Raw genomic sequence first — 17,644 nt, 5'->3', positions numbered from 1 at the left:
TTTGTCTTAGCTGTGTCCGATAACGCTCTTTCTCGGACACTCAACCTCGCCTGAATCCGACCGACATCGAGGGCACGACGACCGATGTTGCGGCCTTCGGTTTTGCCGTCTTGCGGACTGCAGCAGTCTCGAACGCCTTGTACCCATGGCTGAACTGATCGTGCAGCGGCTTATCCTTCCACACCGACAAGCGATCGTCCCACTCCTTGCGGTAGCTGTCGAGGCAATCGACCAGTCGGGCGCAACGCTCTTCGTCAATCCAAACGGTGGGCAGGTATGCACGGCTCGCGTCAATGCCGTCCTGTTCAGACGAAATGCGCGGCACGACACGCACCGGCTTGATCCCCACTTCCTCGGCGTGCTGGCGGGCGCTCTTGGCGTCCTTGCCCAGCCGGCGATGGTCAGCATCGTGGGGCATGAAGTGCTCACTGTAGTTGTACCCTCGCCTGGTCAACTCGGCTCCGTAATGGTTGAACCCCTCCCCGCTGTTCTCGTAATAGTCGATCAACCGGCGCTCCATGCCAACGTCTTGCCAGAAGCAGAGCGTCATCGCGTCCCCGACGCCCAGATCCCACGTCGTGTAGACCGGAATGTCTAGCACCGGGATACGGCATATCCGGCCCTGCGCGCGCATCTTTAGCATCTGGGGGCCGAAGTACGCGCCCTCCACACTGGCCTCGAATGCCTCGTCAGGCGTGGATGGGAACTCCTGCTTCATCTTCTCGCCCTGCTGCTCGGCTTTCTTCACGTACCAAGCGCGCTGCCCCTTGGTCAGGTTGATGCCGAATACTGCCAGCTTGGAGAAATACTCGCGCATCTCTGTGGTTTCGACGACATCAGCGTCGAGCGAGTATCCCTCATCCCGGTACCAGGGGTAAAAGTGAAACCTGAAATCCAAGTCCGTCAGATTCTTACCCGCATCTTGGAGTTGCCGGGCCGTCTTTACCATATCGTGATACTCGCCAGCGCGCCCTTCCGCGGTGCTTTCGATCGTGATCACCTGGCCTGCTGCGACCGTGTTGAACGCACCTGACACGACCTCTGCGGCACGCTCGGGGTACTTGGCGCAAAGCTTTCCGAACTCCGAAACGTGAAGCCTTTGTAGCGTGCCCGATCGCAACGAGGTGCCGACGCGGATGCTCGACCCATTGTTGAACCGCAAGCTTTCCGCGCTGTCGTTGTCGGCTGCGCGTATCTTACGGAAGGTCGCCGGCAGGTGGTCATAGGCATACTTGATCTTGTCGCGAAAGAAGGCCTTCGCATCGACCAGGTTATGCGCAATCACGCCAGCAGACAGGTCCGCGAGAAATAGGCAGTCGTCCAACATGTCGAGCTGGATTACCGTCGTGAACCCGCGTTGGCGCGCCTTGAGGATGATATCCAGCTTCCAACGGTTCAGAATGAACTCTTCCTGGTCCTCGTTCATGCGGAACGGTACGCGCTGCCCCTGCTTGTTCTTGATGTCATAGAACCCCCCCCGGAGCCGCGACAGCTTGTCAGGGTAGCGAGCCATCATCGTGGCCATGAACTCGCGCTCTACGGGACTCAGCGTTCCCCCAGCCACGCGCCCATGTCCTTCGGTAGTTCATGCTCCACAGTGGTCTTGTCGCGCCACTGCTCGGGCTTGCGGTTCTTCAGCCAGAAGATAGCGGCGGTGGTGTCTGGCGGATAATGCTCGACGTAGGGTTCTACGATCGGGACGCCATCAGCCATCATGATCTTGACCGCATCGTGGCTGTAACCGAGTGCACGACGGTACAGCGATTGCTCCACACGCGCATCGGCTGTTTCCTTGCCGACCTTTAGGGCCTCCGAAAATTCCGGCTGGGTATGCTTCCAAAGGTAGAGAGTGCTCTCCGCGACCTCAAAAAACTCCGCCGCCTCCCGATCAGTAGCCCCCAGCGAAGCTAGCTTACGCGCCTGCTCGACAAACTCGGGCTTGAACGATGTTGGACGGCCAACCTCTCGCTTATCCACGTGCAAACTCCCTCTGCTTCAACCGCCGCGTCCGGTTCCTGATAGCCCACGGTGTGCGCCCCATCTGCTCGGCGACCGCATACGCCGGAAGGCTGGCCGACAACCGGCGCAAGACCTGGTCGTCCTCAGGCGTCCACGTCATCCGCGGGCGTTCCTTCATCACCACGACGCGCAGCATATCGGACTCGGCGGTCGTCAATGCACGGGTGCGGCAAAGCTGATCTGCGAAATGGATCGCGATGTCTTCGGTTCTCATAATCCCCCTACTCCCCCAACCCAAAAAGATGCGTCATGCGGAGGTGGCCGGGGTGGCGCCAACGAAAGTCATGCCGTGCGCAGCGCAGTATCGGCGGAATGCAGCTTCATGCAGTTCACCCGGCAGCATATCGATGCTGTGGCCCAGCGTGCCGCCCTTCCATGATCCCTTGCGCTTGCCAGTCTCAGCGCTGAACCAGAGGTCGAGCGAGCGGCGAACCTTGTTGCGGCGAAACAGCGACAGGAACTTGCACCAGCGCTCGCCGAACGCCCATTCACGTTCCTCGATCTTCGTCGTCGCTGTGATGCGCTCGCCGTCGTAGTCGTCGAACTCGAACAGCGCGCGGGGGCATACCTCCTGCAACCGCTCGTTCTCGTCGCTCTCAGGTGTCCTCCACTTGGCGCGGTTGTGAAGCTTGGCGAACAGCGTGCCATCGATGCCGTAAAGGCGATGCCCAACGAACCGCCATTGCGTCCAAGGCAGGAAATAGCCCCACCGTTGCTCGGTGCTGCTGTCGTTCGTGACGCGGCCTAGCGAAACCGACAGATAACCCTCAGTGACCGAGAAGCCATATTCCCGCTTGCCCATATCCCAATAGCCGCCAGCCGGGTTGCTCGACCACGGCGCGGCGCTGGTATCGACCCAGCGCTTCCACGGCTTCACGATGGGCGGCAGAATGACAATCAGCGTGTGGCCAAACGCGCGGAGACGGAGCGTGGAAAACTGCTCGTCATCCTCGTCGCCGTTCGACGTGATCTCGACTGCCAGCGGCCGATAGGTCTTCTCGCGAGCATAGATGAAGCGGCCCAGCCGGCGATCGTTGTCGCTCCAACGGTAATATGCACTCATCTTCCTGCTCCTTCATTCGTAACGGGGGACATTGGCGATCCGCAGTGGTGGGCGAGATACCCAGCGGCGTGGCTGACCTCGATGTCGTACTTGGCGGCTAGTTTGGTGGGGTCCGCGCGTCTGATCGCTGACGGGTCCGCACGCAGCATGGCGACGATGAAATCGGTGAGGGGGAATTTCATGGCGCGGTGACCACACCCGGGGTGACTACACCCCTAGTTGAAATCGGAAGCCGGCCTGAAACACCCTCAGCCACCCCTATATTCCACTCTATATCTTTATTTATAAAATAGGGTGTAGTCAGTGTAGTCAGGGGGGTGAAAGCCGCAGAAATATGCCGTTTTTGCTGACTACACCCTAGTGTGGTCAATGCGTAGTCAGGCGTGTGGTCAAACGGCCGCATCGGTCCCAAGTGACTACGCTTGGTCCCCGATTGACTACGCTTGCGGATGGGGGGTGTAGTCCGGGTCATTCCGGCATCCTCCAGAGCCTCGCGCTGCGGCGGGTGCCGTCAGGCTGGCGCTCTTTGCGGACCACTTGCGACCATCCCAGATCGTCCATGATCGCGGCAATGCGGTCCTTTGCGCGTTGATCGTGTTGGGCGACCGGCATCTTCAGCGCGTCGGTCAGCAACTGCGCCGAGGTGTACGCAAACCCTGGCGTCAGGTGGTTTGCGACCGTGTCTTCCCACACGTCGCCCTGCATGCGGCTATCCTGCTCACGGATCGCCAGAGAGGACTCTTCCTCGCTCAACCACCAGTTCTCGCCATCGCGGAACCTCGTCAGCGCCTCAGCCCATAGCTGGTCGCGCTTGCGCTCAAGGCGGGGAAGGTCGATCGCCGTACAGGCAACCGGCCAGAAGCGCCGATTGCCGGTGCTGTCCGTAAGATACCCCTGCCCCGCCTTCGGGTTGACCGACGCGGCAAGCACGCACTGGCGCGGATACTCGACGGTATGCCGACCGTACGACGGGCGGGTCTTGTCGACCTGCATCGTGATGATCGCCTTGACGAGCTCGACATCAGCCTTGCGCAACGCGGAGAGCTCCGCGAACTCGACGACCCACTTGCCAGCGATCTGCTCGACGAAGCGCTTATGGTCGCGCAGCTCGTTGACCATTTCCGTGAAGTAGGAAGCGCCAAACAGGGTGCGCAGTGCGGTCGACTTCTTCAGCCCCTGCGGACCCTCTAACACCAGCATCGTGTCCATTTTGCAGCCGGGCTGATAGACGCGGGCAACGGCACCGATCATCCACTTGGCACCGACCGCGCGCTCGTATGGCCCGTCCGCGGTGCCGAACAGAATATGCAGGAACCGATCGAGCCGCTTCGTACCGTCCCACTTCAGCGCGTCGAGATATTCGCGCACCGGATGGTATTTATTGAACAGAGCCGTGCGTGCGACCGCAGCCGGGATGTCGGTCTTGCTTGGCGAGAACCCGGCCTGCTCGATCATCGTCTGAATGTCGACGTAATCGCTATCGCACAGCGGATCGCCGCACCATTCGACCTGCCCGGTCAGCTCGTTGTGACGGATCTGCTTCCCCAGGCCGGGTACATTCTTCATGTACTGCATGAGGTTGTAGAGCGTTTTCTTCTCACCCTTCGACCCGACCTGCAGGTTTCCGCGCCACGCGTTGAGAGGGATCGGCTCACCCATTGATCTGTTCCAATGTCAGCGCGACCGCGTCATCACCGGAGCCATCGGTGGAGCGTGCGGAGAATATATGTTCCGCCGGCGCGGTTGAGCGCTGCGGCAAAGGCTTGTTGTTTCGGGCGCCAGGCATCGCGACCGACTTTGGCCTCGATGCCGATCATGCGACCGTTGACGCAGGCGAGGATGTCAGCCGAACCCGGCAGACCATACCGGATCATGCGGCCCTCGTTCTTGAGCGCGCCGGTGTTGTTCGACCACGCGAGACCGAGCGGTGAGACCGCCAGCAGGAGCTTGTTGACGAGATCGTGGTGCGTCATGCGCCTGCCGCCCACTGCTGGCGCTGGCGCATGATGTGGCCGGCCCACTGCGACGGGTATTTGTACCGACGCTGACGGCCGAGCTCGATCAGATCCTGCAGGGTGCGCGCTGACTTGAGCTCGGTACGCTTGCGCGCGCGGATGGCGTCGAGATCGACTACCTCGAGTTCGCCTTCGACTTGCTCAATCTCACGGCTCTGGATCGCGTAGGTGTGGCCGCAGCCGGGGCACTCAGGTTGGGGTGCGTGGATCAGGAAGCATTTTGGGCATTGCTTGACCGGCACCTCGGATTTCTCCCCACGCTTCTTCTTCGGGCGATCGTCCAAGGTCCATTCGCGATCGTCGTCGGGCAGCCCGTGACGCATGGCGTTGCCCGCGTGGTCGAGAATGATCGCGTGCGGCTTGCCCTCGGCGGGACGCAGACCGCGGCCGATCTGTTGAAGGTGGAGAGACAGCGATTGCGTCGGACGCAGCAGGATAACCGCCTCGACCGCGGGAACGTCGAAGCCCTCGCCGAACAGGTCAGCGTTGCTCAGGACGGTGATCGCGCCGCTGGTGAAGTCCGATACGATCGCGTCGCGCGCACCGCTGTCCATGCTGCCGTCGACATGTGCGGCCGCGATCCCGGCGTCGCGGAACTGCTGAGCGATGTTCCGACTATGCTCGATCGATACCGCGAACACGATCGCGCGCTTGCCTGCTGCGAGCCGCTGATAGTGCGACACCGCGTCGCCGACGATCGACGGTTTATCCATGATCTTGGCGAGGTCGTCGCGTTTGAAGTCGCCGCCCTGCGAGGCGACGCGCGACACGTCGGTCGACATCGCCGGCGCGTAGAGCTGGTAATCGCACAGCGCACCCTGCTCCATGAGGTCGGCGACCGATGGCCCCTGCACCATGCTATCGAACCATGTGCCCAGCCCGCGGCCATCCAGGCGCCAGGGCGTGGCGGTCAGGCCGACGATCTGCGCACGCGGGCAGGCCTCGTAGATAGCCTGGTACTGCGCGGCGCCCATGTGGTGGCACTCGTCGAAGATGATCAGGTCGGGCGGAGGAAGCTTGCCGAGCCGGCGCGCAAGGGTCTGCACCGAGCCGACCTGCACCATCGCATCGGGATCACCGATCGACCCACCCATGACCAGTGAGTGCGGGATCTCCATCGACCAGAACGTGCGGCTGGCCTGCAGGATGATCTCGCGGCGGTGAACGACCCACCAGCACCGGCGACCGCGCTCGGCTGCAGTCTTGACCATGTACGCAGACGTGACGGTCTTGCCGCCCCCCGTCGCGAGCTGCACCAGCACCGTGCGGTCCATGCTGCGGAACTGCGTGCGAATGTCGGCAATCAGGTTCTGTTGATACGGGCGGAGCTCGATCATGCGTAGGCCCTCCGCATCATGTCGGCCGAGAAGATCAGGGACTCGATCGCGACCCGGGTGAACGCGAGCGACTGCGGGTCCGCGCTAGACAGCGATGCCAACGTCGCAATGCGTGCAGCCTCGGCGAGAATGAATTGTGCCTCGGGATTGGCTCGCCGCAACGCCGCAGACGCGCGATCCCGCAGCCCCATGATCTCGACCCGCGTCGCCATCGAAAGAGGGTCGCAGTTCGGGTAGTGGATGCTGACCGCGGCGCGGTACGCAGCGTCCATGTCCGGCACCGCACGCAGCGGTACGACGTTGGTGCGGGCCGCGGCGGTCACTTGAGCAGGTTCCGCAACCGAGCCGCAGCCTGGTCGGAAATGGCCGAGCGAAACTGATACGCGAGGATGCGGACCCGAAGCGGTTCGGCCTTTACGGCCTCTTGGACGGCTTCGCGGGCGATACGGGCGGCGGTCATCAGTAACGGCTCGCAACTTCGCGGCGGTGCTTCTCGACCATCGCGTTTTCGTTGGCGGCTATGACCTGCGGTGCGTTCCGCTCGTCTGCTGCCGCTGATCTTCGACCATCTGCAAGGACTCTGCGGCGGTGAAATGCTTGCCGCGGAGTGTCTTGTAGAGCTCGCGATAGGCAGGGTGGATATGGGCCAGCTTGCCAGCGCTAACCGCAGGCGCGCGCTTCCGGGCAACCTCGACCGTGCGACCCTTCTCGAAATTACGAGCTCCGACGGTACGACCCAGAAGGCTGCACCGAGCCGCGTAAGCAGGATCCTGCATCATGCGAACTGCTACGGATCGAACCGATGCGAGCCGCTGGGCGCGAACTTCCGGATCCGCATATGAGCGCTTCATCGCGACTGACATAGAAGCGCGCTTGTCCGGATCCGCGTTGACAATCGCGTTGGTGCAAGCCTGACACCGACCCTTTGACCGATAGCTGATCTTGTCCCCGCAATCGCTGCAGGTGCGCTTGTTCTGGCAATCCCAGCAGACGCCGCAGCGGTTGCTACCATGCAGAACCACGTCGCAGGTTGTGCATGTGCGCTTCATGATGCGCGCGCCTGGCTGGAGAACGGCAGGAACTCAGCAATGATGATGTCTGCTGCTGCAGTCGCCGGCGCTTCCTCAGTATGATCGATACGACGATCGGCAGCAAAGCCCATGAACGTGCCGAGCGCCTGCATAGCAGCGACAGCACTCTCCAGCGGGCAGTCGGCCTCCAGCTCGTCGGTAGGCGTTGCGGAATAACCGATCGTTGCCATGATCGCTGCGACTGCGGGCTTGCCAATGACGACTGCGATCGAGAGGGCCACCGATAACGGGGGCTCTTTGTCCTCAACCCGATAGGCCTTAATGCGGCGTGGCTTAATACCGGACGCGGCACCGAGCGCTTCGTCGGTCCAACCGCCAAGCTGCGCCGCCCGTAGAACCGATTTGAATACACATTGGACGCGATCAGGGCTGACAATGCCGACGTCGTCCGCAGAATTGTTGTGCTGCGTCATTTAGAAGCACTCCTATGAATTGTACGGATCGCCCCTTCGCCACCCTCACCGCGCCCATCCTGAGCGTCGCGTTCGCAGGGGCTTGGGGTGGACCGCGCGAGGATCGGGCCCAGTACGAAACCGGTGATCACGCTGGCGGGGAGCCAGATGGCGAGGATGGTGGTGAGGGTGTTCATGCTGCGATGGCCTGCACCGGAGTGCCATCGAGATGACCGATTACGGCTTCGATGAACCCCGTCGCGACTTCGGCATTAATTGCATTGCCGTAACCGCGCAGTCGTCCCACACGGGCGGGAGCCCCATGAGCCAGCGGGAATGTGCCGGGTTCAACTGGCCGCCACTTTCCATCTCGGCATCCGAGCCAGTCAGCATCTCTCCAGAAGCCGTTAGTCGGTGCGGACCTGTCATTTTCGCGGATTGCGTCAGCGATTGGCCGGTCATCCCCGGAGTTATGCCCGTACCCGCCCGTTCGCCGTCCGAAGCTGCTGGTGTCGACCAGCCCGCAAGTGGAGCCGAGCGCGGCAGGTCGCGTGGGTTCGTCCCGTTGCCCGCTGAGTTCCGATGGTCGCGAACCACTGGCGTGTGCCAGCCCGCTAGGTGTGTCGCCATTGCGGTCAGGGTGTCGAACGTGCCCCGGCCCCATCGAGCCCCCAAGGATTCCCCATCCTCCGTACGAGGCGTCGGCCACCCCGCGAGCGTCGCGACCGCAGGAAGTAACATCGACCCCGAGCCTGGCCGGTTCACTACCGCGAAGTCCGGCCCTGCCTGTTTCGCCATCGGCGTGGGCCGTCCAGAACGCTCGGTCGCGGATGTTCGGAGAGCCGAAGCCCGCAGCCGGGAGCGGCGTACACCCGAAGGCGTAACCCATTCCTTCCACGTCAGCTTGTACAAGGTCGAGCCAAGGATCGACGTTGCTGCTCGCAACCTGCTCGCCAATGATGTCGACAGGGCCGCACTGCTCGACGAGCCACTGCCAAGCGGGCCAAAGGTGCCGCTCGTCACCAAACCCGCCTCCTTTGCCTGCCGCGCTGAAAGGTTGGCATGGGCAGGAACCGGTCCAGACCGGTCGATCGTCGGGCCAACCGGCGCGGCGCAGGGCGTAGGACCACACTCCAATTCCGGCGAAGAAATGGCACTGAACATATCCAGAAAGCTCATCTGGTCTAACATCGCGGATATCCCTTTCATCGACGATGCCGGGTGCAATGTGACCAGCGGCTATGAGTTCGCGCAGCCATGCCGCAGCGAAGGGGTCGATCTCGTTGTAGTAGGCACCCTGCCCACTCACTTCCCAAACACCCGAACAGCAACCCGCTCAGTCGGCGAGGTGTGCAGGTTGATCATGGGACCGTTGCGGATGGCGCAGACGATGGGGGTGGACTCGAGGATTGTGGCCTTGGTGGGGGTGCTAAGGCGCTTCATGCCGCAGCCTGCACGTCGGTGGGCTGGTAGGACGCCATGAAGTCGCGCACTTTGGCCTCGGTCTCAGGCCAGACCCGCCTGCCCTTCTGCAGCTGGTTGACGAAATGGGGGTCGCGCAGAGCCTTTCGGCCAAACGTGAACGGCGACATCTCGTGATCTTCGATGAAGGTCGAGATTGCGTCGCCCAGCGGGAGGGTTTCGGTCTGCATGAACAGGAACGTAGTGTAGGATGCGTCCCACCGTCAAGCAATAACTGTGGGACTCGTCCCAGCATTCCCGTCGATCTACATTTGTGGGATGAAACCCACATGAATGACGACAGTTCAACCCCGTTGCAGATAGCTATCCGAGATGCTGTTGCGGCGTCCGGACGGACGCGTGACGCGAACGATCAGCTTCTCAAGAAGGAGCTCAACACGACCGGTAAGCCGCTTTGGGATATCGAGCGCGGCAAAAGTAAAAAGCCGGGCGTTGATACGTTGAGAGCGATTGAGCGTGTGCTTGGATTGCGGGAAGAGCAGCTTGTGGGCATCGTTTTTCCGCGGACGGCTCCAGCGGCGCAACCCCGACAAGAGCCTGATCAACCGCCGATGCGCAAAGCCGATGACGGCACCGTCAGCCTCAAAGTCGTCGACCTAAACCTGGCGATGGGCGACGGCGGGAACCTCGACGACTGGGCCGACGAGGAATCGGTCGAGTTCGATTTGAACCTGCTGCGCTCGATCACACGATCGCCTGCCGCTCGGGTCATCGTCGTGCGTCCGCGCGGCGACAGCATGTTCCCGACGTTGCTGAACGGTGACTGGGTGCTGATCGACACGACGCAGCGCACACTGAACCTGGACGATAAGATATGGGCATGCAGCGTCTACGGCGCCGGTGCGGTCAAACGGCTAAAGGCTATCGGCAAGGGCAAGGTCGAGGTGCGCTCCGATAACCCGATCGCAGGGAATCGGGAGGTAGACGCTGGCGACTTGATCATTCTTGGCCGGGTGATTTGGATAGGGCGGGAAGCATAATGCCGGCACCTACCGGCATACTTTCTGACGAAGAAGTGACCGAGGTAGCTAATGCTATCAATCAAAGAGCTAAGGACCCTTCCGACCCCTGCCCGAATTGCGGCAAGGTTCCCTCGGAGGTGGTCAATAGAATCGGCGTCGCGACCTTTGGTGTTTACCCAGGTCAAGCCGCAGCTGGCCTCCCTGTCGTGTCGACAGTGTGTACCCAGTGCGGATTCTATAGGCAGTTTGCGGCAATGGAATTGGGGCTAAGCTTTGCAGATGAATTGAAAACCCTGTTAGAGGGTAAAGGCGCGGTTCCGAATGGCTGAGTATGGCAAAGTCTACACGTTTCCTAGAGGTGGGAAGGCTGGTCCCTTGCATGGCGACGATGGAGGGAGCACATCAGGGCCTATGGACCCGTGGCAGAACAGCGTTGAGACTCGCCTTACCAGTTTGGATACGCGTTTAGGCAAGATCGAGCCTAACGTCAGTGATATTAAAACTGACGTCGCCGTGCTTAAGGCAACCGTCGCGACAAAAACCGATTTGACGACTCTGGGCGATAAGCTGTTGCTGAAGATGCAGATATACCTTGGGCTGGTCGCTGCTCTAGTTGTCGTCGCAACGGCAGTTTCTAAATTGGGGTGAGGCCTCTTAGCCTAGCTATCGTCGGCATAGATTACCCGAACAAGCGCGGCCCGGCCCGCCGCTTCGAGCTTGAGATATGCCGCCCCGGCGAGCCGATCGAGCTGCGGCCAGAACCGAACAACCCGCACGACGAGCACGCCATAGCCGTGTTCTCCTGCCGCGGTATTCAGCTCGGCTACCTCGCCTCCGAGCGCGCCGTGCTTATCGGCACCCTGCGTCGACAGGGTCACGAGGCCGCAGCCATTTTCCAAGCGCTAGAGCCTAAGGTCGGCTGGATCCGCGTGGCATTCGACAGTGAAGAGCCGGTGCTTCCCGCTCCGAAGCCACACGCGCCCGAACCAGGCGCAGATGGCTTTTGGCCGGACCCGGTCTGGGACGACGATTGAGGAAAGTGGGATAGGTCCCACATTTAGCGCTTGACGCCGTAGGATGCGTCCCACATAACACCTCCAACGACAGCGACATTCGGTCGCGTCGATTTGGAGGCGTTATGTCCCAGACCATTACCGCACCGACGCCGATGTTCGCGATCGGTGAGACTGTTTACGTTGCAAGCGTCGAGCGTCAGACTGAGAAGCTGCCGTGCCCCGATTGCTTGGGCGCGAAGAAGTGGGCGGTCCTCTCGCCTGCTGGCGGCGAGTTCACAACCGACTGCCCGCGCTGCTCTAAGAGCTACTACGGTAACCGAGACCTTCCCTCGCTCGACGTTGAGCATTGGGCTGGCAAGGCACTCGCTCGCACGCTTACCGGCATGGAATTGCACGTAGGCCAAGCCGTCAAATATCGCTCCAGCATCAGCGGCAGTTCGTCGTGGATCGTTCGCGAGAGCGAAGCGTGGCGGACCGAAGCGGAAGCGCAGGCTATCGCGGATAGCAAGGCGGCTGAAAAGAACACCGAGGCCGCTGAGAAGCCGGAAGTCCTGAACGCTCGCCACTTCGCCGATCTGACGCTGGACGAAGGCAAGTGGGACGCGTTCAAGAACGGCGTCTGGAACACGCAGTACCATGCCTCGAACATTGTCGCGAAAGTTCGGGAGGCCGTCGAAGGCGAGGACGGCGAGGAAGCGCCGAACAACACAGAGGCACTGGAGAATCTGCGCGAGGCTCTTGGCTGTGATTTCAAGTACCACGTCGAGAACCTTCCCTTTACGCCGCTCGTCACCGCCGCGCTCGCTAGCGAGGACCCAGTCGTGAAGGCTGCTGCTGACGCGCTGCCGGACGCCATGAAGGCGCTGATGACGCGTGCATGGGAGTCGGTCGCATGAACGCCCCCGCCAACATCATCCGCTTCCCCGCCCCGCAGCACGACCTACCCATGTCGGTAGTGACGCAAGCCGCGCTGGCCCTTCCCCCTCTCCAGCAGATCGAGCTGATCCGGCTCCTGACCGGCGAGTTCTCGTACAGCTACGGCGCCGACGAGATCGACCGCGGCATCGACATGATCCTGATCGACATTCGGGATGAAGCTGAGCTGGCGTTGGGTGTGCGGTCGTGAGCGCCATGCTCCCCGCCAGCGAGGCGATGTATTTCCACCGCGAGCCTGTGCGCCACATCGTGCAGTTCCAGGAGCGCGAACGGCTGGCCCGGATCGATCGCAACTCGCGTGACGCTATCCGTAGCGCGCGGTTCTGGGGTTTCGGGTCGTGAGCGCTGCAGCAATCGCCTCGTTCGCCCCGACCGGTTGGGCAAACCCTGACCTCGGCCGCGCGTACTTCGCCGTCGAGGCCGCGCTGAAAGAGCAGGCGCAACCCGCTGAGTCCCCCATCACCGAAGCCCTCTCGCGTGCCCTTGCCGCGATCGAAGAGGCTGACTGCGAAGTGGAGAAGTATTCGTGACGCACGCGCATCCCATCAACGCCGCAACCGTCGAGGTGAAGTGTCAGCGTTGCAAGCAGCCGTTCATGGCGCGGGTCGCCGATCGTAAGCGCGGCTGGGGCAAGTTCTGCTCCAAGTCCTGCAAGGCAATCAAGCAGACACAGCGGACTGGACGCGGCGCCCCTCAGGAGCACGCCGCCGGTAGCCTTCGAGCACTCGGGTACAACGAGCCGGGTTCCTATGCCGATTATCTGGAGAGCGTTCACCCGTTCAGTGACGAGGCGTTCTCGTGACCGCCTTCTTCACCGCCACCCCGCAGCGTTTCGCAAACCCTGACGACTACGAGGACGCATCCGTGCTGATCGCCAGCATCGAGGCGGCGCTGTCGGACCCGACCTACGCCACTCGTCGTGCTGCTGGGCAGGCGATGATCGACCTTTCCTTCGACGCGCACCGTGATGCTGCGTTGGCAAAGCTGGGGTATATTTAACATGGAAAACCCACCCGCATTCCCGATCCCCGATGTTCGCACGCACGACGGGTTCGGTATCAGCGAAGGCTCGCCTGGCATGACTTTGCGCGACTGGTTCGCCGGTCAAGCGCTCGCCGGTTTGCTCTCCAACCACGCTGTTTCCAATCAAGACAGTTGGGAACCCGACCCACGCCAGTCGAGCGCGAGCAACGCCTATCGGTACGCCGACGCCATGCTCCGCGCCCGCACCCAGGAGCCCACCCCATGCTGACCGATACACCACTCTGTGTTGCTGACGTGCTGGAGCGCGCGGCTGATCTGATCGAGCCGGAAGGTGCTTGGATACGCGGCTCATTTGTCGGGGAGCGGAACGGCATAGAATGCTTTTGCGCAATGGGTGCCATTGATCGCGCTGCCGGTACCGACCAAGATCTAGACGAGACGGTAATATTCAGCACGCTGCGAAAGGTGATCGGTCGGCAGTCGATCGTAAGCTGGAACGACTCCCCCGAGCGCACCCAGCCCGAGGTGGTCGCCGCCCTCCGTCGCGCCGCCACGCTCGCCCGCGCAGGTGACGCATGATCTGGCAGCACCCCTCCGCCCTGTCGATCCGCGACCGCGACATCGCCCTGATGCCAATCGCCGTCGAGCCCGAGTTCGCCACCCCCCTTCGCACCGCCTGTTTCGCCATCATGGGCGTGACCTTTTTCGCTGCATTGTTCGGGAGTTTGCTTTCGTGATCATCACCCTAGCCGCAGCCCTTTCCTACCAGGCGCACATCAACACCCGGGCGACGCTGCCCGAAGCCTACGACGCCATTCGCAGCGCCGTCACCAGCGAGCGGACGATCGAGGCCGCGTGCAAACAGACGTGGTGCGCGATCCCGACGTCGGTCGGCAAGCTGGTCTTTCAAGGGGCTTACGTCACCGCTGTTTGGCCGCGTCGGACTCTCGTTTCTGCTGGCCCGCGCGCCGCTCCCCTTCCTCGTGTGGAGAACGTCCGTTGAACGCGCCCGCAGCATTCACCAGCTACTCGCCGATCGGGAAGCCGCACATCGTTTGCCATGCCGAGTATGAGCAGGGCTCGGAAGCGTGGCTTCAAGCCAGATGCGGGTTGCTCCACTCGCAGCGAGGTCAAGCTGATCCTCGACCCCTACGCTCAAGATGGCGAACAATGACAAGACCCGTGCTCACGTTTGGGAGATCGCGGCGCAACGGATCACGCAGCATGTCGAGCCGACCTACATCGGGGATGAAATGTTGCGCGGCCACGAGGACGAGATCCGTGCGCGGCTTGCCTATTCGGAGATGTTCGGCACGGTTTCAGAGTGCGGGTTCATCACGAACAGCCTGCACGGTTTCACGCTCGGGTATTCGCCCGATTGGCTGGTCGGCGACGATGGCCAGGCGGAAGCCAAGTCACGCCGCCAACGGTTCCAGGTGCAGACGATCGTCGACGGCACGCCTGACGAGCATGTCCTGCAGCTGCAATCCGGGCTGGTCGTCACCGAACGCAACTGGATTGATTACGTGTCGTACTCGGGTGGCATGCCGATGGCTGTGATCCGGGTTGAACCTAACGACGCCATGCAAACCGCGATCATCGCGGCCGGCCGCGACTTCGAACAGCGCGTGCAGGACGCCATCGGCACCTACCACAAGCGGCTTGAGGCTGGCGATCTGCGTTGGGTGCCCACCGAGCGTGTCGTCGAGCAGGAGATGCACCTGTGACCGCTCGCGCGCCAGAACGCCTAGAGGACGCATTTCACTATGACCCAGAGGCCGGCGTTCTGACACGTCTGTTTAAGGGCGGGCATCGCCGGGTAGTTGGTTCGAAAAAGGATCACGATGGCTACACGAAGATCGGCTTTAATGGTCGAGAATACGTGGCGCACCGGTTGATCTGGTGGATCGTATACGGCGAACTTCCCGACCGTTTCATTGACCATATCAACGGCTGCAAATCCGATAACCGTCTCTGCAATCTTAGACTTGCAACCGATGGCGAAAAACAAATGCAACGTCGGGAAACGTAAGCACAACACGTCAGGATTTAAGGGCGTGACGTCGGACAAAGAAAATCGCCGCTGGCTGGCTAGCGCGACCTTGAAAGGGCGCAGCCATTTTCTTGGCAGGCACCCCACGCCCGAGGCTGCGGCAGAGGCGTATCGAACTTTCGCCAAACAAAATCACGGCTCTTTTTATAGGGAGAGCTCATCTAATGGATATGTCATCCGTCATCGTTGCCAAGAGCGACCAGTGGAATGCCGACGACTTCGCAGGAGGCGCCCGCACCTTCACGATCGAGGACGTGTCGATCAAGCCTGGAACCGAACAGCCGGTATCGATCAAGCTTGCCGGCTCGGACAAAGTCTTTCGCCCCTGCAAGACCGTCAGCCGCATCCTCGTTGCTGCATGGGGAGCCGATGCCAACGCATACCGCGGTCGGTCGATCGAGCTCTACACCGACCCCGGCGTGACCTGGGGCGGCATGAAGGTCGGCGGTACTCGTGTCTCGCGCATGTCCGACATTGCCGCGCCTCTCGTGATCGCGCTTCAGGAGAAGAAGGGCAGTCGTAAGATGACGACCGTGCAGCCGTTGAAGGTTGTCGCGCCAGCATCCGACGAGCCGACGATCGAGGGTGCCGAACACGCTATCCGCACTGCTGAGACTCCCGACGAGCTGAAGACGATCTGGCTGCACAAGAACATGCGACCGTTCCGCGACAAGCTCCAGACGATCATGGAACAACGCAAAGCCGAGCTCACCCCGGCAAACACGGATACCGCGGATACCGTCGCCATGTTCGATACAGCCACCACACCCGAAGCGATCGAGGCTGCGGACAAAGCTGCGAACGTGCTCAACATCGCAGCGGATCCGGCCATCGTTGAGGCTCGCGAAAGCGCTTGGACGCGAGGGACTGGCCAGTGACGACATCAGAACAGCAAGCGGTGCCGGTTGCGGGGGAGGCGCGACGCGTGGCGTTGGTCGAGCGGATCGGCACCATAGCCGATCTGGCCTGCACGACACCATTGACGGGCGGATTGGGCGACGTGGCCTATGCAGCAGCGTTCCCGGATGGCCTCAAGCCGATCGCCACGTTCCGCACTGACGATCCTGCCGACTTGGAGCGCGCAAAAGCCGTGTTGAGCCGGGAAGCTCTCACGCGGTTCTTTAGCCCCGGTGGCGGTGGAATGTCCGCTTTCACTGACGCTCTCGCCACCTCACGCTCGCAACACGAAGGGGCTGGAAGATGAGGATCGCAAGCCATCATCAGGCAGGGACTGCAGAACATAAGCTGTCGGGACTGCTGACGGGGAACGTCCAGTACACGCCGACTTGCGCGTGGCCGGATGATTGCACGGTCCAGTGGGGCCACGGCATTATCCCAAGCACCCCGTTTTTCGAGGCATTCCCGACCGGCACATTCATCCGCGGCAAGGTCCGACGATCGCCGACGCCGAGGTGAAGGCGTTCGCACAATTCGAAAGCGAATTTTCGTGTCGCCACCTGTGGGGCCGTCAGCGTCCAGGGCGATCAATCTACCTCAATGGAGCGGGCTGGTGCCGAAAGTGCGGCGCGTTCCGGGGGAAGATGTTCGCCGAGGTCGTGGAGCTTGGTCACTGGAGAAAGCCGGTGACCGTATGGGAGGCTGACTTCCTCCATTCGCTCGAAACCGACGCCGAGATGAACGCGCACATGGACCGCAAGTACCCGGCCGACAGTAAGGCAAGGCGAAAGAACGCGCGAATCCTTCGTCTGAGAATGAACCTGTTTGGAGCCCTGCAATGACGACCACCAACACCGAGGCGGGGGCTTTTGCAGACGTGGCGGCGAAGCTAACGGAGGGTGAAGGCAGCCAGGGGTCTACGAAACGCGATCAATTTCGGCGTGGGCTACTGGCTCTGGCCGAACGGGACTGCGCGGGGAGCGATCGCGCTGGGCCTCGGAATGCGGACAGTCGACGGCGTTGCCCTAACTCAGCTTGCACATGACGTCCGCCAGCACCTTGAGCAGGGGGCGACGGCGGGGGTTGTCGGGGGAAGGAGGCGGCTGGTGGGTGATATCACGTACGCTCACGAACGAGCCAAAACGCCGGCGCAATGGTGCGAACACTTCGCCGCTCGCGACATCGAAATGTCGGAGCGCACCCTACGCGCCAAGGCCCGCAGCACCGGGTCCTATTTTACGCTCGGTAAGGCGATGCTGATTACGCCCGAGCAGATCGATCATATTTTAGAGGATGGCGCATGCCGCTCGAACCCTACCCCCGCGGCAAGACGTGGTGGGTCAAAGGCCGGATCCAGTTCAACGGCCGCGACGTTACCGACTACATCCGCGAAAGCA

At 61.7% G+C, this 17,644-nt stretch carries 31 protein-coding genes; 18 read left to right on the top strand and 13 right to left on the bottom strand.

What is annotated here, in order from left to right:
* Positions 1 to 40: 40 nt before the first annotated feature.
* The 13 genes from SJY41_RS00155 to SJY41_RS00095 form a co-directional block, all read right to left on the bottom strand.
* Positions 41 to 1,525 carry a hypothetical protein gene (locus SJY41_RS00155; RefSeq protein WP_380778056.1) on the bottom strand — a complete coding sequence of 495 codons (1,485 nt, stop codon included), beginning with the start codon at positions 1,523 to 1,525 and terminating at the stop codon, positions 41 to 43.
* 20 nt (positions 1,526 to 1,545) lie between these two features.
* Positions 1,546 to 1,977, bottom strand: a complete 432-nt coding sequence (locus tag SJY41_RS00150; RefSeq protein WP_380778053.1) for a helix-turn-helix domain-containing protein — start codon at positions 1,975 to 1,977, stop codon at positions 1,546 to 1,548.
* On the bottom strand, positions 1,970 to 2,233 hold the full coding sequence (locus SJY41_RS00145; RefSeq protein WP_380778051.1) for a hypothetical protein: 264 nt from the start codon (positions 2,231 to 2,233) through the stop codon (positions 1,970 to 1,972). The genes SJY41_RS00150 and SJY41_RS00145 overlap by 8 nt, the downstream gene beginning before the upstream one ends.
* 33 nt (positions 2,234 to 2,266) lie before the next feature.
* Positions 2,267 to 3,082: a hypothetical protein gene (locus SJY41_RS00140; protein ID WP_380778050.1), complete on the bottom strand. Its 816-nt coding sequence runs from the start codon at positions 3,080 to 3,082 to the stop codon at positions 2,267 to 2,269.
* 468 nt (positions 3,083 to 3,550) lie between these two features.
* Positions 3,551 to 4,741, bottom strand: a complete 1,191-nt coding sequence (locus SJY41_RS00135) for a VapE domain-containing protein (protein WP_380778048.1) — start codon at positions 4,739 to 4,741, stop codon at positions 3,551 to 3,553.
* 32 nt (positions 4,742 to 4,773) lie between these two features.
* Positions 4,774 to 5,055, bottom strand: coding sequence for a hypothetical protein (locus SJY41_RS00130; protein WP_380778047.1), 282 nt, complete (start codon positions 5,053 to 5,055; stop codon positions 4,774 to 4,776).
* Positions 5,052 to 6,434, bottom strand: a complete 1,383-nt coding sequence (locus SJY41_RS00125; RefSeq protein WP_380778045.1) for a DEAD/DEAH box helicase — start codon at positions 6,432 to 6,434, stop codon at positions 5,052 to 5,054. Before SJY41_RS00125 ends, SJY41_RS00130 begins: the two co-directional genes overlap by 4 nt.
* Positions 6,431 to 6,757, bottom strand: a complete 327-nt coding sequence (locus SJY41_RS00120; protein ID WP_380778043.1) for a hypothetical protein — start codon at positions 6,755 to 6,757, stop codon at positions 6,431 to 6,433. The genes SJY41_RS00125 and SJY41_RS00120 overlap by 4 nt, the downstream gene beginning before the upstream one ends.
* Positions 6,754 to 6,894 (bottom strand): hypothetical protein, encoded by a 141-nt coding sequence (locus SJY41_RS00115; protein ID WP_380778042.1) that lies wholly within the window; start codon positions 6,892 to 6,894, stop codon positions 6,754 to 6,756. The genes SJY41_RS00120 and SJY41_RS00115 overlap by 4 nt, the downstream gene beginning before the upstream one ends.
* Before the next feature lie 58 nt (positions 6,895 to 6,952).
* Positions 6,953 to 7,213, bottom strand: a complete 261-nt coding sequence (locus SJY41_RS00110; RefSeq protein WP_380778040.1) for a hypothetical protein — start codon at positions 7,211 to 7,213, stop codon at positions 6,953 to 6,955.
* A gap of 266 nt (positions 7,214 to 7,479) precedes the next feature.
* The gene (locus SJY41_RS00105) at positions 7,480 to 7,938 is read right to left on the bottom strand and encodes a hypothetical protein (protein ID WP_380778038.1); all 459 of its coding nucleotides are present in this window, start codon (positions 7,936 to 7,938) and stop codon (positions 7,480 to 7,482) included.
* 172 nt (positions 7,939 to 8,110) lie between these two features.
* Positions 8,111 to 9,049, bottom strand: a complete 939-nt coding sequence (locus SJY41_RS00100) for a DNA cytosine methyltransferase (RefSeq protein WP_380784019.1) — start codon at positions 9,047 to 9,049, stop codon at positions 8,111 to 8,113.
* A 307-nt stretch (positions 9,050 to 9,356) separates the two neighbouring features.
* Positions 9,357 to 9,569, bottom strand: coding sequence for a hypothetical protein (locus SJY41_RS00095; protein ID WP_380778037.1), 213 nt, complete (start codon positions 9,567 to 9,569; stop codon positions 9,357 to 9,359).
* A 99-nt stretch (positions 9,570 to 9,668) separates the two neighbouring features.
* Between SJY41_RS00095 and SJY41_RS00090 the strand changes: the two genes are divergently transcribed.
* The 18 genes from SJY41_RS00090 (at position 9,669) to SJY41_RS00005 (ending at position 17,089) form a co-directional block, all read left to right on the top strand.
* Positions 9,669 to 10,379, top strand: a complete 711-nt coding sequence (locus SJY41_RS00090; protein WP_380778035.1) for a helix-turn-helix transcriptional regulator — start codon at positions 9,669 to 9,671, stop codon at positions 10,377 to 10,379.
* Between the two features lie 303 nt (positions 10,380 to 10,682).
* A complete protein-coding gene (locus SJY41_RS00085; RefSeq protein WP_380778034.1) occupies positions 10,683 to 11,009 on the top strand; it encodes a hypothetical protein in 327 nt (108 codons plus the stop codon).
* On the top strand, positions 11,006 to 11,395 hold the full coding sequence (locus SJY41_RS00080) for an HIRAN domain-containing protein (protein ID WP_380778032.1): 390 nt from the start codon (positions 11,006 to 11,008) through the stop codon (positions 11,393 to 11,395). Before SJY41_RS00085 ends, SJY41_RS00080 begins: the two co-directional genes overlap by 4 nt.
* A gap of 104 nt (positions 11,396 to 11,499) precedes the next feature.
* Entirely contained in the window at positions 11,500 to 12,273 is a 774-nt protein-coding gene (locus SJY41_RS00075) for a hypothetical protein (RefSeq protein ID WP_380778030.1), read from the top strand.
* Positions 12,270 to 12,503: a hypothetical protein gene (locus tag SJY41_RS00070; RefSeq protein ID WP_380778028.1), complete on the top strand. Its 234-nt coding sequence runs from the start codon at positions 12,270 to 12,272 to the stop codon at positions 12,501 to 12,503. Before SJY41_RS00075 ends, SJY41_RS00070 begins: the two co-directional genes overlap by 4 nt.
* Positions 12,500 to 12,655 carry a hypothetical protein gene (locus SJY41_RS00065; RefSeq protein WP_380778026.1) on the top strand — a complete coding sequence of 52 codons (156 nt, stop codon included), beginning with the start codon at positions 12,500 to 12,502 and terminating at the stop codon, positions 12,653 to 12,655. The genes SJY41_RS00070 and SJY41_RS00065 overlap by 4 nt, the downstream gene beginning before the upstream one ends.
* A complete protein-coding gene (locus tag SJY41_RS00060) occupies positions 12,652 to 12,843 on the top strand; it encodes a hypothetical protein (protein ID WP_380778024.1) in 192 nt (63 codons plus the stop codon). The genes SJY41_RS00065 and SJY41_RS00060 overlap by 4 nt, the downstream gene beginning before the upstream one ends.
* On the top strand, positions 12,840 to 13,115 hold the full coding sequence (locus SJY41_RS00055) for a hypothetical protein (protein WP_380778023.1): 276 nt from the start codon (positions 12,840 to 12,842) through the stop codon (positions 13,113 to 13,115). Before SJY41_RS00060 ends, SJY41_RS00055 begins: the two co-directional genes overlap by 4 nt.
* Positions 13,112 to 13,312, top strand: a complete 201-nt coding sequence (locus SJY41_RS00050; RefSeq protein ID WP_380778021.1) for a hypothetical protein — start codon at positions 13,112 to 13,114, stop codon at positions 13,310 to 13,312. Before SJY41_RS00055 ends, SJY41_RS00050 begins: the two co-directional genes overlap by 4 nt.
* 1 nt (position 13,313) lies before the next feature.
* On the top strand, positions 13,314 to 13,565 hold the full coding sequence (locus tag SJY41_RS00045) for a hypothetical protein (RefSeq protein ID WP_380778019.1): 252 nt from the start codon (positions 13,314 to 13,316) through the stop codon (positions 13,563 to 13,565).
* Entirely contained in the window at positions 13,559 to 13,876 is a 318-nt protein-coding gene (locus tag SJY41_RS00040) for a hypothetical protein (protein WP_380778018.1), read from the top strand. Before SJY41_RS00045 ends, SJY41_RS00040 begins: the two co-directional genes overlap by 7 nt.
* A complete protein-coding gene (locus SJY41_RS00035) occupies positions 13,873 to 14,034 on the top strand; it encodes a hypothetical protein (RefSeq protein WP_380778016.1) in 162 nt (53 codons plus the stop codon). The genes SJY41_RS00040 and SJY41_RS00035 overlap by 4 nt, the downstream gene beginning before the upstream one ends.
* A complete protein-coding gene (locus SJY41_RS00030; RefSeq protein WP_380778014.1) occupies positions 14,031 to 14,300 on the top strand; it encodes a hypothetical protein in 270 nt (89 codons plus the stop codon). The genes SJY41_RS00035 and SJY41_RS00030 overlap by 4 nt, the downstream gene beginning before the upstream one ends.
* Before the next feature lie 157 nt (positions 14,301 to 14,457).
* Positions 14,458 to 15,024: a YqaJ viral recombinase family protein gene (locus SJY41_RS00025; protein ID WP_380778013.1), complete on the top strand. Its 567-nt coding sequence runs from the start codon at positions 14,458 to 14,460 to the stop codon at positions 15,022 to 15,024.
* Positions 15,021 to 15,329: an HNH endonuclease signature motif containing protein gene (locus SJY41_RS00020; RefSeq protein ID WP_380778011.1), complete on the top strand. Its 309-nt coding sequence runs from the start codon at positions 15,021 to 15,023 to the stop codon at positions 15,327 to 15,329. The genes SJY41_RS00025 and SJY41_RS00020 overlap by 4 nt, the downstream gene beginning before the upstream one ends.
* Positions 15,330 to 15,514: 185 nt before the next feature.
* Complete coding sequence (locus SJY41_RS00015) at positions 15,515 to 16,228, top strand: hypothetical protein (RefSeq protein WP_380778009.1); 714 nt, start codon at positions 15,515 to 15,517, stop codon at positions 16,226 to 16,228.
* A complete protein-coding gene (locus SJY41_RS00010) occupies positions 16,225 to 16,554 on the top strand; it encodes a hypothetical protein (protein WP_380778008.1) in 330 nt (109 codons plus the stop codon). The genes SJY41_RS00015 and SJY41_RS00010 overlap by 4 nt, the downstream gene beginning before the upstream one ends.
* 337 nt (positions 16,555 to 16,891) lie before the next feature.
* Positions 16,892 to 17,089, top strand: coding sequence for a hypothetical protein (locus SJY41_RS00005; RefSeq protein ID WP_380778006.1), 198 nt, complete (start codon positions 16,892 to 16,894; stop codon positions 17,087 to 17,089).
* Positions 17,090 to 17,644: the final 555 nt, after the last annotated feature.

The organism is Sphingomonas sp. R86520, assembly GCF_042466285.1.
GTDB lineage: Bacteria > Pseudomonadota > Alphaproteobacteria > Sphingomonadales > Sphingomonadaceae > Sphingomonas.
This window is presented reverse-complemented; position numbering and strand designations above follow the sequence as displayed.

Excerpts from the sequence above, each read along its gene's own strand:
- SJY41_RS00145 (WP_380778051.1), bottom strand. The coding sequence starts at position 2,233 with ATGAGAACCGAAGACATCGCGATCCATTTCGCAGATCAGCTTTGCCGC.
- SJY41_RS00075 (WP_380778030.1), top strand. The coding sequence starts at position 11,500 with ATGTCCCAGACCATTACCGCACCGACGCCGATGTTCGCGATCGGTGAG.
- SJY41_RS00005 (WP_380778006.1), top strand. The coding sequence starts at position 16,892 with ATGTTCGCCGAGGTCGTGGAGCTTGGTCACTGGAGAAAGCCGGTGACC.
- SJY41_RS00035 (WP_380778016.1), top strand. The coding sequence starts at position 13,873 with ATGATCTGGCAGCACCCCTCCGCCCTGTCGATCCGCGACCGCGACATC.
- SJY41_RS00155 (WP_380778056.1), bottom strand. The coding sequence starts at position 1,525 with ATGGCCACGATGATGGCTCGCTACCCTGACAAGCTGTCGCGGCTCCGG.
- SJY41_RS00085 (WP_380778034.1), top strand. The coding sequence starts at position 10,683 with ATGGCTGAGTATGGCAAAGTCTACACGTTTCCTAGAGGTGGGAAGGCT.
- SJY41_RS00015 (WP_380778009.1), top strand. The coding sequence starts at position 15,515 with ATGGATATGTCATCCGTCATCGTTGCCAAGAGCGACCAGTGGAATGCC.
- SJY41_RS00110 (WP_380778040.1), bottom strand. The coding sequence starts at position 7,213 with ATGATGCAGGATCCTGCTTACGCGGCTCGGTGCAGCCTTCTGGGTCGT.
- SJY41_RS00045 (WP_380778019.1), top strand. The coding sequence starts at position 13,314 with ATGGAAAACCCACCCGCATTCCCGATCCCCGATGTTCGCACGCACGAC.
- SJY41_RS00090 (WP_380778035.1), top strand. The coding sequence starts at position 9,669 with ATGAATGACGACAGTTCAACCCCGTTGCAGATAGCTATCCGAGATGCT.
- SJY41_RS00040 (WP_380778018.1), top strand. The coding sequence starts at position 13,559 with ATGCTGACCGATACACCACTCTGTGTTGCTGACGTGCTGGAGCGCGCG.
- SJY41_RS00105 (WP_380778038.1), bottom strand. The coding sequence starts at position 7,938 with ATGACGCAGCACAACAATTCTGCGGACGACGTCGGCATTGTCAGCCCT.
- SJY41_RS00025 (WP_380778013.1), top strand. The coding sequence starts at position 14,458 with ATGGCGAACAATGACAAGACCCGTGCTCACGTTTGGGAGATCGCGGCG.
- SJY41_RS00070 (WP_380778028.1), top strand. The coding sequence starts at position 12,270 with ATGAACGCCCCCGCCAACATCATCCGCTTCCCCGCCCCGCAGCACGAC.
- SJY41_RS00125 (WP_380778045.1), bottom strand. The coding sequence starts at position 6,434 with ATGATCGAGCTCCGCCCGTATCAACAGAACCTGATTGCCGACATTCGC.
- SJY41_RS00135 (WP_380778048.1), bottom strand. The coding sequence starts at position 4,741 with ATGGGTGAGCCGATCCCTCTCAACGCGTGGCGCGGAAACCTGCAGGTC.
- SJY41_RS00130 (WP_380778047.1), bottom strand. The coding sequence starts at position 5,055 with ATGACGCACCACGATCTCGTCAACAAGCTCCTGCTGGCGGTCTCACCG.
- SJY41_RS00115 (WP_380778042.1), bottom strand. The coding sequence starts at position 6,894 with ATGACCGCCGCCCGTATCGCCCGCGAAGCCGTCCAAGAGGCCGTAAAG.
- SJY41_RS00095 (WP_380778037.1), bottom strand. The coding sequence starts at position 9,569 with ATGCAGACCGAAACCCTCCCGCTGGGCGACGCAATCTCGACCTTCATC.
- SJY41_RS00140 (WP_380778050.1), bottom strand. The coding sequence starts at position 3,082 with ATGAGTGCATATTACCGTTGGAGCGACAACGATCGCCGGCTGGGCCGC.